At 64.3% G+C, this 13897-nt stretch carries 15 protein-coding genes, 1 pseudogene and 1 other annotated feature; of the genes and pseudogenes, 14 read left to right on the forward strand and 2 right to left on the reverse strand.

Annotated elements, in window-relative coordinates; genetic code table 11:
• Positions 1-25: 25 nt before the first annotated feature.
• The 3 genes from ACSFBC_RS17885 to ACSFBC_RS17895 are packed head-to-tail and all read left to right on the forward strand — an operon-like array spanning position 26 to position 2988.
• Entirely contained in the window at positions 26-1228 is a 1203-nt protein-coding gene (locus ACSFBC_RS17885; protein WP_435511685.1) for an acyl-CoA dehydrogenase family protein, read from the forward strand.
• A 54-nt stretch (positions 1229-1282) separates the two neighbouring features.
• Complete coding sequence (locus tag ACSFBC_RS17890; protein WP_435511686.1) at positions 1283-2134, forward strand: helix-turn-helix transcriptional regulator; 852 nt, start codon at positions 1283-1285, stop codon at positions 2132-2134.
• A gap of 41 nt (positions 2135-2175) precedes the next feature.
• Positions 2176-2988: an SDR family oxidoreductase gene (locus ACSFBC_RS17895; RefSeq protein ID WP_435511687.1), complete on the forward strand. Its 813-nt coding sequence runs from the start codon at positions 2176-2178 to the stop codon at positions 2986-2988.
• Between the two features lie 222 nt (positions 2989-3210).
• Here the strand turns inward: ACSFBC_RS17895 and ACSFBC_RS17900 are convergent, their stop codons facing one another.
• A complete protein-coding gene (locus ACSFBC_RS17900; RefSeq protein ID WP_435511688.1) occupies positions 3211-4155 on the reverse strand; it encodes a LysR family transcriptional regulator in 945 nt (314 codons plus the stop codon).
• Positions 4156-4229: 74 nt separating this feature from the next.
• On the opposite strand from ACSFBC_RS17900, the gene ACSFBC_RS17905 reads away from it, so the two are divergent.
• The 5 genes from ACSFBC_RS17905 to ACSFBC_RS17925 are packed head-to-tail and all read left to right on the forward strand — an operon-like array spanning position 4230 to position 8927.
• On the forward strand, positions 4230-4898 hold the full coding sequence (locus tag ACSFBC_RS17905; protein WP_435511689.1) for an RraA family protein: 669 nt from the start codon (positions 4230-4232) through the stop codon (positions 4896-4898).
• Positions 4895-6271, forward strand: a complete 1377-nt coding sequence (locus ACSFBC_RS17910) for an amidase (protein WP_435511690.1) — start codon at positions 4895-4897, stop codon at positions 6269-6271. The genes ACSFBC_RS17905 and ACSFBC_RS17910 overlap by 4 nt, the downstream gene beginning before the upstream one ends.
• Positions 6264-7220, forward strand: a complete 957-nt coding sequence (locus ACSFBC_RS17915) for a Bug family tripartite tricarboxylate transporter substrate binding protein (protein WP_435511691.1) — start codon at positions 6264-6266, stop codon at positions 7218-7220. The genes ACSFBC_RS17910 and ACSFBC_RS17915 overlap by 8 nt, the downstream gene beginning before the upstream one ends.
• Before the next feature lie 20 nt (positions 7221-7240).
• A complete protein-coding gene (locus ACSFBC_RS17920) occupies positions 7241-8215 on the forward strand; it encodes a tripartite tricarboxylate transporter substrate binding protein (RefSeq protein WP_435511692.1) in 975 nt (324 codons plus the stop codon).
• A 22-nt stretch (positions 8216-8237) separates the two neighbouring features.
• Positions 8238-8927 (forward strand): hypothetical protein, encoded by a 690-nt coding sequence (locus ACSFBC_RS17925; RefSeq protein ID WP_435511693.1) that lies wholly within the window; start codon positions 8238-8240, stop codon positions 8925-8927.
• A 15-nt stretch (positions 8928-8942) separates the two neighbouring features.
• Here the strand turns inward: ACSFBC_RS17925 and ACSFBC_RS17930 are convergent.
• Positions 8943-10008: pseudogene (locus tag ACSFBC_RS17930) on the reverse strand (transposase); the annotation flags it as partial.
• Positions 9614-9730 (reverse strand) — a sequence feature (AL1L pseudoknot). (Overlaps the previous pseudogene by 117 nt.)
• A 17-nt stretch (positions 10009-10025) precedes the next feature.
• On the opposite strand from ACSFBC_RS17930, the gene ACSFBC_RS17935 reads away from it, so the two are divergent.
• The 6 genes from ACSFBC_RS17935 (at position 10026) to ACSFBC_RS17960 (ending at position 13673) form a co-directional block, all read left to right on the forward strand.
• Positions 10026-10373, forward strand: coding sequence for a sigma factor-like helix-turn-helix DNA-binding protein (locus ACSFBC_RS17935; RefSeq protein WP_435511694.1), 348 nt, complete (start codon positions 10026-10028; stop codon positions 10371-10373).
• A 168-nt stretch (positions 10374-10541) separates the two neighbouring features.
• On the forward strand, positions 10542-10667 hold the full coding sequence (locus ACSFBC_RS17940; RefSeq protein WP_435511695.1) for a hypothetical protein: 126 nt from the start codon (positions 10542-10544) through the stop codon (positions 10665-10667).
• Positions 10668-10718: 51 nt separating this feature from the next.
• On the forward strand, positions 10719-10985 hold the full coding sequence (locus ACSFBC_RS17945) for a DUF3363 domain-containing protein (RefSeq protein WP_435511696.1): 267 nt from the start codon (positions 10719-10721) through the stop codon (positions 10983-10985).
• Between the two features lie 464 nt (positions 10986-11449).
• Positions 11450-12046, forward strand: a complete 597-nt coding sequence (locus ACSFBC_RS17950; protein ID WP_435511697.1) for an STN domain-containing protein — start codon at positions 11450-11452, stop codon at positions 12044-12046.
• On the forward strand, positions 12043-12558 hold the full coding sequence (locus ACSFBC_RS17955) for an RNA polymerase sigma factor (protein WP_435511698.1): 516 nt from the start codon (positions 12043-12045) through the stop codon (positions 12556-12558). Before ACSFBC_RS17950 ends, ACSFBC_RS17955 begins: the two co-directional genes overlap by 4 nt.
• Before the next feature lie 122 nt (positions 12559-12680).
• Positions 12681-13673, forward strand: coding sequence for a FecR family protein (locus ACSFBC_RS17960; protein ID WP_435511699.1), 993 nt, complete (start codon positions 12681-12683; stop codon positions 13671-13673).
• Positions 13674-13897 lie beyond the last annotated feature (224 nt).

The raw sequence follows: 13897 nt of genomic DNA on the forward strand, positions 1-13897 counted from the left end.
CAAGACGCCACCCAGAAAGGTTCATGTGTTCGAGTTCTCTCCCAAGGTTCAGGATCTGCAGAGGCGCCTCCGCGCGTTCATGGAAGAACATATCTATCCCAACGAGGAGCGCTACTACAAGGAGGCCGAGACGCTGGGCCCCTGGAAGGTGGCGCCGGTGCTCGACGAGCTCAAGCCCAAGGCACGCGAGGCCGGGCTCTGGAACCTGTTCCTCCCCGAGTCGAGCCACGGCGCGGGCCTGACGAACTTCGAGTACGCGCCGCTGTGCGAGATCATGGGCCGCTCGCACCTCGCGCCCGAGGTCTTCAACTGCTCGGCGCCCGACACCGGCAACATGGAAGTGCTGGCGCGCTACGGCACGCCCGAGCACCAGGAGCGCTGGCTCAAGCCGCTGCTGGCGGGCGAGATCCGCTCCTGCTTCGCGATGACCGAACCGGGCGTGGCCTCGAGCGATGCGACCAACATCGAGTCGAGCATCGTGCGCGATGGCGACCACTACGTGATCAACGGCCACAAGTGGTACACCACCAACGCCACCGATCCGCGCTGCAGGATCGGCATCTTCATGGGCAAGTCCGACCCGGACAACGCCGACCGTCACAAGCAGCAGTCGATGATCCTCGTGCCCATGGACACGCCCGGCGTGACGGTGGTGCGGCCGATCGCGGTGTTCGGCTTCTACGGCGTGCCGGACCGCGCGTCGGAGGTGCTGTTCGAGGACGTGCGCGTGCCGGCCTCGAACATGCTGCTGGGCGAGGGCCGCGGTTTCGAGATCGCGCAGGGCCGGCTCGGACCGGGCCGCATCCACCACTGCATGCGGCTGGTCGGGCTGGCCGAGCGCATGCTGGAGCGCATGTGCCGGCGCAGCCTGTCGCGCGTGGCCTTCGGCAAGACCATCGCGCAGCAGGGCGTGACGCTGGAGCGCATCGCGCACTCGCGCATCCTGATCGAGCAGTCGCGCCTGCTCACGCTCAACGCCGCGCACCGCATGGACACCGTAGGCAACAAGGTCGCCAAGGCCGACATCGCGATGATCAAGGTGGCGGCCCCGCAGATGGCCTGCCAGGTGATCGACTGGGTGATCCAGGCGCATGGCGGCGGCGGCACCAACAACGACCTGGGCATCGCCTCGGCCTACGCGACCGCACGCCTGCTGCGCCTGGCCGACGGCCCGGACGAGGTGCATTGCGCGCAGCTTGGCAAACTGGAGCTCGCCAAGTACCGTTGACGACTCGACGCAAGCCTTGGCGCGGGGCCGCCGATATAAACAGGAGACAACACCATGCAGATTCAGATCGATTCGAGCGAATTGCAGCCTTCGCGGAGCACCTCCACAGCGCCGTCCGAGCGCGTGATGTGGCTCAACGCCGATCGCGTGCTCTATGTCGGCCTGCTGGGCGAACCGTCGGTGCGCACCTTCGGCGCCTTCAGCATCTACGTGTCGCTGCGCAGGCCGCACCGGATCTGCGTGGACGGCGGCGAGTGGGAGGAAACCCTGCTGTCGGTCGTGCCGCCCTACGTGGGCCACCGCATCGAGTCCGAGGACCGGATGATCTGCAACATCCTGATCGAGTCGGAGACGGTGCGCCTGCGCGACCTGCCCGAGCACATCCGCACTGGTCGCGGCGCGGTGCGCGACGAGAAGGCGCTTCAGACCATGCGCGACGCGCTGGACAAGTTCAAGCGCTGCGCCACCCGCCAGTACGCGCGTACCGAGGACTTCGACGAGAACTTCTTTGGCGATGCGCTGCCGGCTCGCGTGATCGACAAGCGCATGAGCGCGGTGGTGGACAAGATCAAGTGCGACCCCAACAGCCACACCTCGGCCGAGGAATGCGCGGTGGCCAGCCACCTGTCGGTGTCGCGCTTCCTGCACCTGTTCAAGGCTGAGGTGGGCTCGCCGTTCCGCAGTTTCCGGACCTGGCAGCGCGCGCGCAGCGTCCTCTATTACGTGACGCAGAACGCCAATCTCACGAACATCGCGCTCGACGTCGGCTACCCCGACGCGACGCACTTCAGCCATTCGATCCGCCAGATCTACGGCCTCACGCCCAAGTCGATCTTCGCGGGTTGCCGCCGGCTGGCGCTGTACGGCAGCGGCACGGCCGCCTCGCCCCGCTCGGGCTTCAACTGACCGGCGGCGAGTCCCTTTCCTTCACCGACCCAGAGAACCCCATGCAGCTCGGCATCGATTTCACGGACCGCCACGTCGTCGTCTTCGGCGGCACCACGGGCATCAACTTCGGCATCGCGGATGCCTTTGCGCGCCAGGGCGCGCGTGTGACCGTGGCCAGCCGCAAGCGCGAGAACGTCGACGCGGCCGTGGATTCGCTGGGCCGCCACGGTGGTGCGGTGCACGGCGTGGTGGCGGACGTGCGCGACTTCGACGCGGTGGGCGCGGCCTTCGCCGAGTCGGTGGAGAAGCTCGGCCCGATCGACGTGCTGATATCCGGGGCCGCGGGCAACTTCCTGTGCGAGGCCAAGGAAATGTCGTCCAACGGCTTCAAGGTGGTGGTGGACATCGATCTGGTCGGCACCTTCCATGTATTGCGCCAAGCGCATGCGCACCTGCGCAAGCCGGGCGGGGCGGTGATCAACATCACCGCCCCGCAGTCTTTCGTGCCGATGCGTTACCAGGCCCATGCGAGTGCGGCCAAGGCCGGCGTCGACCAGTTCACGCGCGTGCTCGCGCTCGAGTGGGGCGGGGAGGGCGTGCGGCTCAACTCGATCTCACCCGGCCCGATCGACGGCACCGAGGGCTTCCGCAAGCTGATGGCGCCGACCCCCGAAGCCCGCGAGTTCGCGCGCACCCAGGTGCCGCTGCAGCGCTTCGGTTCGCTCGACGACATCGCCAACTTGGCGCTGTTCCTGGCCTCACCCTATGCGGCCTACATCTCTGGCGCGGTCGTGCCCTGCGACGGCGGTGGGGCGCTCGAGAGCGTCAAGCCTGCACTTGAAGCGGCCGGTAGATCGCTTTCAACGTCATAGGGCGCGGAGCGTCTACTGGTCAACCAATGGACATAGGAACTGCATAGTGCACGCAGTGCCGAAAATTGCTCATGCCGGAGCGTTCGTCTACGCGACGTCCATGCGGCTGACACAAGAGATTCAGACGAAGCGCAAGCGCATCGAGGAGCACTTCGGCTGGGCACGGCCTTAGGGGCGTCCGCCACACGGCCTACCGAGGGATCCGGCGTGTGGACGCAACCGCTAAGGAACTTTGCAAACCTCGTCGGCGTGAAAGAAGCCGGTGTCCTGCAGGTTGCGCAGCACAATGTCCAGAATGCGCGCCGTCGTGTCACTGCGGTGATGTGCCAAATACGAGAAGTAGTAGGGCACGTTCGGCACCACTGGCTTGGCGTGCAACACCTGCAAGGATTTTTCGGCGACCTGCTGGCGTGTGATCGATGCAGGTAGCATGGCAATCGCATGGCCGGAGGCGACCAGCGCGACCATGAGCGAGAGCGAGTTGCAACTGCTGTATTCCTCCAAAGCATAGCCGTCCGAGGCCAGCCAGCGCGATGCCGATTCATGCAGCGTCGACGGCGGCGCATTGCAGACGATGCGATGATTCAGGGCGTGGGCCGGAAGAAACTCCTCCTCCGGCATCATCAGGTCGTGGGCTGCCACCCACTGGTGTTGGGTGAGCCCGATGAACTGGCTTGTCACGTCGGGCTGGCTGCTTTGCCCCGTGTGCAAGGCCATGTCCAGTTCATGGCTGTTGATCTTCTGGAGGAGCAGGGCGCCTCCACCCACCGTCAGGTCCACGCGAAGCGCCGGATAGCTGTCCTTGATGTCCTTGAGGATCTGCGGCATCCCGATGATCGCGCAGGACTCGTCCACCCCCATGCGCACCAGACCTGTGATGGTGCGCCGCAGATCGAGCCGCGCCATGTCTTGTGCCGACGCCAGCACGCGTTCCGCATAGACCAGCACATTGCGGCCCAACTCCGTCACCAGAAGGCGCTGGCTCTGGCGCTCGAACAGCTGAATACCCAGCTCCTCCTCCAGGTCGCGAATGCGGTGCGAGATCGCAGGCTGGCTGAGATGAAGTTGGCGAGCCGCTGCGTGCACCGTGCCGAGACGCGCGGTCCACACGAAAGCTTCCAACTGGTGGAGGGTGAACCTCGTTGATAAAGAACTTGTATCAACCATCGTGAGAATTGATCAGTATCGGTGCCGGGGGCGGCTGCCTACGATTGCCGTCATTCACAACGACGATATCCGAAATGACAGCCATTGAACTAGGAGAGTTGCCGCAGCCTTGCGCGCAGCAACTGCTGGCCCTGCTGAAGGAGGTCGAACCGGCCACCATCGGCCACTTTCACGATCAAGGATTTCTGCATGGCCGGATCAAGGCCATGACGGCGCTGGGGCGCAGCGTCGGCACTGCAGTCACTGTGCGCTGCGAGGGCTTGGACGGATCCATCCTGCACCATGCACTGGGACAGTTACGGGCCGGTGATTTCCTGTTCGTCGACCGTGCAGGCGATGAGACGATCGCGTGCATGGGAGGCGCCAGCATGCTGGCGGCACGTCTGCGCGGTGTTGCAGGCGTGGTCGTGGATGGCTGTGTGACGGACATCGCGGAATTGCGCGAGCTCGGCGTGCCGGTGTGGGCCCGTGGCCTGAGCGCCCGCACCACCCGTGTTCTCGGACACTCGGGAAGCTTTTGCCGTCCGGTGGACTGCGGGGGCGTGCGAGTGCATCCCGGCGATGCCGTGGTGGCCGATGAGAACGGCATTCTGGTGATGTCGCCCGAGGAGGCGTGGGCCCTGGCCCGGAAAGCGATTGGCCTGCAATTGGCGGAGCAACAGACCTTGGCACGGCTGCGTGCCGGCGAGTCCTATTCCGAGGTATTGGACACGCGACTTGCGCTTAGTGAGGTGGCGGAATGACGAACTCTCATCAGACCAAGCCGCCCGCGTTCGCGCCGATGGTGGAACTCTCGCGTGCCTTGCGAGCCGGGGAGACGAGTTCGGTGATCCTTACGCGGGAGTGCCTTCGCCGCATCGCCGCGCATGACGCCGTCTTCAAGAGCTTCCTGGCTGTCTATGAGGAAGAAGCTCTGGCTGCGGCGACCCTGGCCGATCAGGAGCTTCGCGCTGGCCGTGACCGCGGCCTGCTGCACGGCATCCCGTTGGCGTTGAAGGATCTGGTGGACATGCAGGGCAAGCCCACAACGGCAGGTTCCCCGCTACTGTCGGACAACATCGTGCACCAGGACGCGGCTATCGTCCGGCGCATCGTCGATGCCGGTGGTGTCATCGTCGGAAAGACCCATCTGGTGCAGTTCGCGCTGGGCGCTTGGGGCACCAACACGCACATGGACACGCCGCGCAATCCAGCTGGTCGCGCCACTGATACCTTGGTGGCAGGGGGCTCCAGCAGCGGATCGGCGGTGGCAGTAGCGGCGAACCTGGTCCCTTGGGCGGTCGGCTCGGACACCGGCGGCTCGGTTCGCGTGCCCGCGGCCTTCTGCGGCATCGTCGGCTTCAAACCAACCATCGATGCGTTGCCGCGTGGGGGCGTCTACCCGCTCAGCGGCAGCCTGGACAGCCTGGGCTTGTTCGCGTCGTCGGTGCAGGATGCCCGGCTTTGCTTCGAGGCGCTTGTTGGTGCGTCCCGTGCAACGCCCACGGCCCACCGGCGAATCGGCGTCCTGGAAGCGGGCGAGCTCGCACCACTCACTCCGGCCGTCGCACGGTGTCATGCGCAGAGCGTGCAGAGTCTTGAGCACGCAGGCTTCAGCCTGGTGCCGTTTCGCTTTCCAGCGCCGCTGGCGGCATTCAAGGAGCCCACCAACTTCATCATGATCGCCGAGGGCGCTTGTGTGAATGACCGTTTCCTGGACGACCCGAACGCACCGATGGATCCCTCGGTGCGGCCGCGATTCATGGCCGCCCGCGCGACCACGGCCGTCCAGTACCTGCAAGCGCAAGCCACCGCGTCGCGCTGGCAGCAGGCCTTCGCCGACGAGATGGACCGGCTGGAGATATCCGCCATCGCCATGCCCGTGACGGCCATGACGGCGCCTCGGATCGAAGACGTCGATCAACAGGTAGCACCGGTCCACTTCACGCGTGCGGTCAACCTGCTGGCGCTGTGCGCCATCTCGCTGCCCGCGGGTCAAGACGACGACGAGCGGCCTGTCGGGCTGCAACTGGTCGGGCGTGCGGGCAACGATCACGCGCTGCTTGAGATCGCCGCTCATGTCGCCGCAGCGCTGCAGCCCGCGCGCGCTCTGGAGCAGGAGCCCGGCCATGCTTAGCAAGCTGCTTGGCCTGCTGCTGGCCGTCGTCGTTCCATGCGCCGCCGCCCAGGACTACCCGCTCAAGCCGGTGCGACTGGTCGTTCCGTTCCCTCCGGGCGGCAGCGTGGACCTGGTTGCGCGCCTGGTCGGCAAGAGCCTGCAGGACATCCTGAAGCAGCCCTTTGTTGTCGACAACAGGCCGGGCGCCTCCGGCAACATCGGTGCGGCCTATGTCGCGAAAGCGCCCCTGGACGGCTACACCCTGCTGGTCGGCAGCGCCGGCGTCTTCGCCGCGAACCAGTTCTTGTACGCCAGTCCGCCCTTCGATCCGCTGCAGGCCTTTGCCCCCATCATGCGGATCGTCGATCAGCCCAACATTCTGGTTGTGGGCAACCAGTCGCCTGCGCACAGCGTGAAGGAACTGATCGCGATGGCCAAGGCACGGCCTGGAAAGGTGACTTTCGGCAGCGCTGGTGTTGGATCTGCTCAGCACTTCTCTACAGAGGTTTTCATGCAACAGACCAAGCTCCAACTGCTCCACGTCCCGTACAAGGGCGGCGCTCCGGCGCTTGTAGACCTCATGGGCGGACAGATCGACATGCTGTTCGACACCTCGCCAACAGCCTTGCCATACGCCAAGAGCGGCAAGCTGCGCGCGCTGGCCGTCACCAGCCACGCGCGCTCGCCGCTGCTCCCAGACGTTCCCACGATGAAGGAGGCGGGCCTGCCCGACTTCGAGGTGGTCACCTGGACCGGCATCGCGGCGCCAGCCGGCACCCCTCCTGCCGTGATCGACAGGATCAATGCGGCGATCAAGACGGCGCTGCGCGGTGATTTGCGCCGGCAGTTGGAGGAGGTCGCGCTCATTCCCGTCGGGGACTCGCCCGAAGCCTTTCGTGACTTCATCCGCAACGACGCGGAAAACTACGCGCGGTTGGTGAAGGCCGCAAACATCACGCCTCAGTGATTCAACTCGCTTGGACCCATATGAACGCCATCTTGAAACGTGTGTTGTTTGCCTCCTCACTCGCTGCGGCAGCGTTTTCGGCGGCGGCGGGTTATCCGGACAAGCCCATCCGGATCGTGGTGCCTTACCCCCCGGGAGGCGCATCAGATCAAGTGTCGAGATTGATCGGGCAGCAGCTCTCGCAGCGGCTCAAACAGCCGATTCTCATCGAGAACAAGCCAGGTGCGACCGAGCAGATTGGTGCCGGCTACGTTGCAAAAGCCGGCCCGGACGGCTACACGATCCTGCTGGCGTCTACCGCGGGCTTGTCGGTCAATCCAACGCTCTACAAGGGGCGACTTGCATATGACCCGGAAAAGGACTTCGCGCCGATCGTGATGGCGGTGACGCTTCCCAGTGTCGTCATGGTTCATCCGTCGCTGCCGGTCAGTTCGTTCGACGAACTCACAGCGTTTGCGCGCTCTTCACCGACACCGCTCAACTACGCGTCCAGTGGCCCCGGCAACCCCAGCCATCTGGGCATGGAGTTGTACAAACGGTTGTCGTCCATTGACATGACGCACGTGCCCTACAAGGGTGGAGCGCCCGCACTGCAAGATCTGATGTCTGGTCAGGTACCGGTGATGATGGCCATCGGCCCGGAGTCGATGCCGATGGCCAAGGCGGGCAAGTTGAAGGCGTTGGCAGTCACCACGGCAAAGCGCTCAAACGCTTATCCCGGGCTGCCTGCCGTCTCCGAAAGCAAGGGCTTTGCCAACTTCGAGTTGCTGCACTGGTTTGCACTGTTGGCACCCGCTCGGACGCCTGAAGCAGTGATTGCACTGCTGAACAAGAACGTGAATGAGATCCTGCAGGATCCTGACATGAAGAAAAAGTTGATCGACATGGGCATGGAAATCGAGGGTGGTTCGCCCCAGAAACTGGCTGAGACGATCAAGCGGGATCGACTCAAGTGGGAGAAAGTGATCACCGAAGCGAACATCCGGATCGATTGATCCCTCTATCGATCTGAACTACTTGAAGAGAACAGAAATGGTTTTTGCGGGCAATGGAATTTTGATGTCGTCGATGGAAGTTCTCCCCGAGGAGGAGGCTGACTTCAACGAGTGGTTTGATCGCGAGCACCTGGCGGAGAGGGTGGCGATTCCTGGCTTTCTTGAGGCGCGCCGATATGTATCGCTCGGCGCGCCTACCCGGTACCTACAGATCTACAACTCCATTGAGTTCGCCGTGCTCGACAGCGCACCCTACCGTGCGGCCCTGGCGAACCAGACCGAATGGTCCAATCACCATATTTCCCGATTCATCGCGCCCACACGTGTCGTGGGACGACTGGTGCGGAGCGCTGGGGTGGCGCGAGGTGTCGCCGTCGCACTGGTACGACTGCGCCCGTTGGACGACTCGGCCATGATGCCCGCGCTTGCGAGCATGCTGAATCTGGTGGACCAACTGGGCGTGGCTTCAATCCACTTTGTCGAAGCAGATGCGGGCCTCTCCAGGCCCGTGACGGCGGACTCTGACTATGTGGGCGGCGAAGATTGCTACGTTCTCATCGAATGCACCAGCGAGGCTGTCGCCGAACGAATCGCGACCGATATAGAGGTGCCGGTGCGAGCATATGGGAAGCTGATTGACGTGCAGGTTTTTCGATATCGAATGGAGATCAGTGCATCCACGCTCTTGCGTGAATCGCCCCGGCTGTCATGAAGGCCGGTCGGTTTAAGTCAGACCGCCACCGCGGTGGGTCTGACTGGCGAGTTGTCGGTGGTAGTTTGCCTCGGCCTCAGCAGGCGGGATGTACCCGATGGGTTCGAGCAGACGGTGGTGGTTGAACCAGGACACCCACTCGAGCGTTGCGAACTCGACGGCCTCCCTGGTTTTCCATGGCGCCCGGCGGTGAATCAGTTCGGCCTTGTACAGACCGTTGATGGTCTCGGCCAAGGCGTTGTCATAGCTGTCGCCCTTGCTGCCCACGGACGGCTCGATGCCGGCTTCGGCCAGCCGCTCGGTGTAGCGGATGCTGACGTATTGCCAGCCCCTATCGGAGTGGCAGACCAGTCTGCCATCGCGTTCGGGCTGGCGGGCATACAGGGCCTGCTCCAGCGCATCGAGCACGAAGTCCGTGCGCATTGAACTGCTCACCCGCCAGCCCACGATGCGGCGGGCGAACACGTCGATGACGAAGGCCACGTACAGCCAGCCCTGCCAGGTGGAAACGTACGTGAAGTCGCTGACCCACAGCTGGTTGGGCCGCTCGGCATGGAACTGCCGGTTGACCCGGTCCAGCGGGCATGGGGCCTTGGCTTCTGCGGCATGAGCATCTCGTCGCGTTTGGCGCGGGCACAGCGCCTGTGGGGCTCGCGCAGCAGCGCGGCATGGCGCCGGTAGGCCGATGGGGCGACCTGCAAAACCGTGCAGAGCGGCTCGACCCCCAAGGCATCGCGATGCTTGTCGATGAAGGCCTTCACGACTTCAGTCGGCGGTCGAGCTCCGCCTGGGCGAAAAAAGCGCTGGCCAGCTTCAATATCTCATTGGCTCGGCGCAGCTCCTTGACCTCGCGCTCCAGCTCCTCCATCCGCTGGGCTTCGCTGCTCGTCACGCCTTCACGCACGCCGGTATCGACTTCGGCGCGCTTGACCCATTCGTTCAAGGTCTGCGGCACGCAGCCAATCTTGGGGGCGATGGACTCGATGGCTGCCCACAGCGACGGGTACTCCCCGCGCTGCTCCTGCACCATCCTCACCGCGCGCTCGCGCACTTCAGGTGAGAACTTGTTCGACTTGCTCATGGCTCAATCCTCTTAGAGTGTTGAGCCTCCGCGAAACCCGCGGCGGTTCAGTACGCGAGCGGCGTGGAATCAGAGCTGGACGCACTGGCAGACCATTCACCCGGCCCCGACGTCATTGCCGAGCCCGCTCCGAGCTGGAAGCGGTCGAGCGCGTCTTGCAACACCTGCCACGCCGCCACCGCTCGGTGCTGGTCGCCCTTCGCCTCGAAGACAAATCCCGCCAGGAAGTCGCCACCTGGCTTCGTATCTCCCTGCGCAGCGTGGACACCGCACTGCGCCAGGCCCTGGACCACTGCGCCGAAGCATCCGGCCAGACGGTGATGGTGGGCATCAACACACACCGACGCGGTTTGCCTCAACGCTGACTCCGTCCGCCGCAGGGGGGGCGCGAATCTTGTGTGAGTCGTCAAGAAGGAGATATCGAATGCGAGCGGGACTTTGACACATGCGCTACTTCATCGCCATGGGCGAGGAGTTGCACTTCGCGCGCGGCCGCACGCCTGCACGTGGACCAGTCGGCCCTGTCCAAGGCCATGAAGGAACTGGAAGATGATCTGGGTGTGGGCTTGCGCGATCGCGCCATCCGGCTCACACGGCTGCGGCCAAACTCGAAGACTGTGCACATATGCCCGCCATCTGATGAGCAAGCTGGAGCGTGATCTGGGCAAGCGGCTGGACTGGGTGGGGTTGGCGGTCTGCTCCAAGAAGCCTTGCAGAAGAGCACCGATTTCCCGGTCGACCAGTGCCTGGTCGAGCGGCACGGCCGCCCTGTGATCTTGGCGCGCAATATTCTGACCACCCTGCGCTGGCGAGCGGCTGCAGCAGCAGCGCTGGACATCGCGAAGGCCACCGGGCTGGTCCACCGGCAGGGGGCGGATGGGGAGCGCATCAGCGGCGTCTATCGGCGGTCGGCCCAACTCGCCAGCGGGCGCTTCGCCATGCTCGACGATGGGCCGGGGTTCGGCCTGGTGCCGTAGAAGCCTGTGATCGGGCAACGCCTGGGTCAGACACTCTCGGCGGTGGTGCACGGCGGCGGGGTGTCCTGGGAGCTGGGCAGCAGCGAGGCGTGGGTCGGTGATCAGCCCGCAGGTCAAGGCGTGGCAGGTTCTGCGGAGAGATTTCGCGTTTGTAACATTACAGTCACCATCTGATGACACCATGACAGATTCCATAATGGTGCGTATACCTTGCAAAGCCGATCACTCCCTCCGTCATGGTGCCCGCGATACGGCCACGGGCATGGTGACGTTCGCTTTAAAGCAGGGGGCGAAGGTCGGCCGGGATGTACGCGCCTGCGGCCGAACTGACCCGCACAGCGGCGATCCTGGGAATGCTATGCGGCGTTGCATCCGCGTGCGCCGGGGCCGATGATCGAGCCGCTTTAAGCCCTGCCAGTGACGCGAAGGAAGCGGCCGCCCCGGGGCGGCTGCCGGATGGACTGGTGCAGTTCGATATCCCGTCCCAAATTTTGGCCATCGCGCTGCAACGCTATGCCGCAGCAGCCAGGCGCCCGGCGGTGTTCAGCAGTGCCCTGGTGGCCGGCAAGCGGTCGAATTCGGTCCTGGGACGTCATTCCCCCGATGAAGCCTTGCGGCTCCTGCTGAACGGGACCGGCTTGGTCGCGCAAAAGGGAAAAAGCGGCCCCGAGGAAGCCTTTGTCCTGAAACGCGAGGCCTCGGTCGACACTGCTGCTGTGGACGTCAATGGGCTGGATCTGGACTACGGCGGCTGGGTGCAGAGCCAGGTCTGGGACGCACTCTGCGCCGACGCCCGCACGGCACCGGGCGACTACCGGGCGTTGTTGCAGTTCGAGGTGGATGCGGGGGGGCAGATCCGCCAAGGGCGCCTGCTCACGTCGACGGGCAATGCCCAGCGTGATACCGCCGTGCGCAGTGTGCTGGCGCTAGTTCGGGTAGGTCGGGCGCCGCCCCCTTCCATGGCGCAGCCGCTGACGATGCTGCTGCTGCCCCGCGAGGCGGAGCGTGCCCACGACGGGGAAGCACTCTGCAGCCAGAACGAGAAGGCGTCGCGCTCATGACGGAAGATGCCCGCCCGATCCTGTCGGACTATCTCGCCCGGCACTATGGCAGTCTCAAGCGGCGCGTGACGCAACTTCTGGGCAATGCCGACCTGGCGTCCGACGCACTGCACGATACCTGGCTGCGGCTGCAAGGCGACGATAAGGGCAGCCCGGTCCAAAGCCCGGGCAGTTATCTGGTGCGAGCAGCCGTCAATACCGCGCTGAACGTCCAGCGTCGGCAGAACCGTTCGCTGTCATTGGATGAGATCGAGTCCCTGATGGAATTGTCCGATCCGGCACCAGGGCCTGAAAGGTTGGCCGAAATCCGGTCGGAGGTGCAAACGGCGCAGAAGTACATCGACCGCCTGCCCGAGCGTCGCCGAGCGATCCTGCTGCTGGTGCGTTGGGAGGAGTTGCCGCATAAAGAGGTCGCCCGGCGCTTGGGGGTGTCGCTGCGCGTCGTCGAAAACGAATTGAAGCGTGCCCACGACTATCTGGATGCGCAAATGGACAATGAAAAAAATAGTTGAGGGTTTTCGGCGATGCCGTTTGTCATAGCACGTGAACAGACCAAATTTGACAGCTCTCAGCCCCTGGATCGTCCGGCCAGACCCTGTGGCCACCGTCGCGCGAGGCGGCCTGGGGTGATGCGATGAACACGGGCGCCCCCGATCGCTCCGTCCAAGCGGAAGCGTTGCGCACGCAGGCGCGTGCCTGGTTGCGCCTGCTCGCGTCTGAGAATGTCTCGACTGCCGACGCCGAGGCATTCAAGCGTTGGCTTGGTACCAGCACGGCCCATAAGACGGCGTTCAGCGAAGTGAAGCATCGCTGGGCGGTGATGAAACCCGCAGCCGGCGAATACCTGCGTTCCCATCCGCATGCCACGACCTTGCACGGCACGGCGTCAGGTACGACGTCCCTGGGCCGGCGCGCCTTGCTGGGCGGTGCCGTGAGCGCCGCCGCGCTGGGGGGTGTCGCGGTGATGTATCCGCCGGGAGGGCGCTGGCCGTCTCCCACGGAATGGACGGCTGATGACCGCACGGCCGTCGGCGAGCAGCGCCTCGTGGCGCTGAATCCCCAAGCCACGGTGGTGCTCAACACCCAGACGAGCATTCGGCGCCAATCCGAACACGGCTCAATCATCGGCATCGACCTGATCAAAGGCGAAGCCGCGATCGATCTGGGCAACGCCGTGGAGCGCTTCACCGTCGTGGCGGGGGCGGGCCGCAGCATGGCAGATCGAGGGCGATTCGAGGTCCGCCATCTCCAGGGCAAGGTCTGCGTGACCTGCGTCGAGGGAGTCGTGAGGATCGAGCACCCATTGGGCGCCCGCACATTGCAAGCGCACCAACAGGCCGTCTACGACGCGGTGGCCGTGAGCGGGGTTGCCACCGTGCAGCCGGAAGAAATAGCGGCATGGCGCCGGGGCGAGTTGGTATTCAATGAGGCACGGCTCGTCGATGTACTGGCGGAAATCAATCGGTATCGGGTCGGCCACGTGATGCTGCTGAACGATGCGACGCGCGAGCAACGGGTGACGGGCCGTTTTCTCATCACGGCTTTGGACGCTGCGCTGTCGCAGTTGGAAAACTCCTTCGATCTGAATGCGCGCTCATTGCCCGGCGGGCTCCTTGTGCTGAGCTGAGCTCAACGCTCTTTGTGATGAACTGATGACGCATCGCAATGTGTCCTCTGGTTTGCCTTGCCCGCTTGTTACGCAGTCTGTGTCCCGCAAACCCGCATGAACACTGGGTTCGCAAAAAAAGTTGAGGGATTTGGGGGTTCCCGGTTGTCTTAGCAGATCGGAAATTCTGGGTGCCGTCGGCAATGCTTGCCGCGGCCCCACGAAGTTCCATAGACATGGCTGGC

The organism is Variovorax frigidus (genome assembly GCF_051216515.1).
Lineage (GTDB): Bacteria > Pseudomonadota > Gammaproteobacteria > Burkholderiales > Burkholderiaceae_C > Variovorax.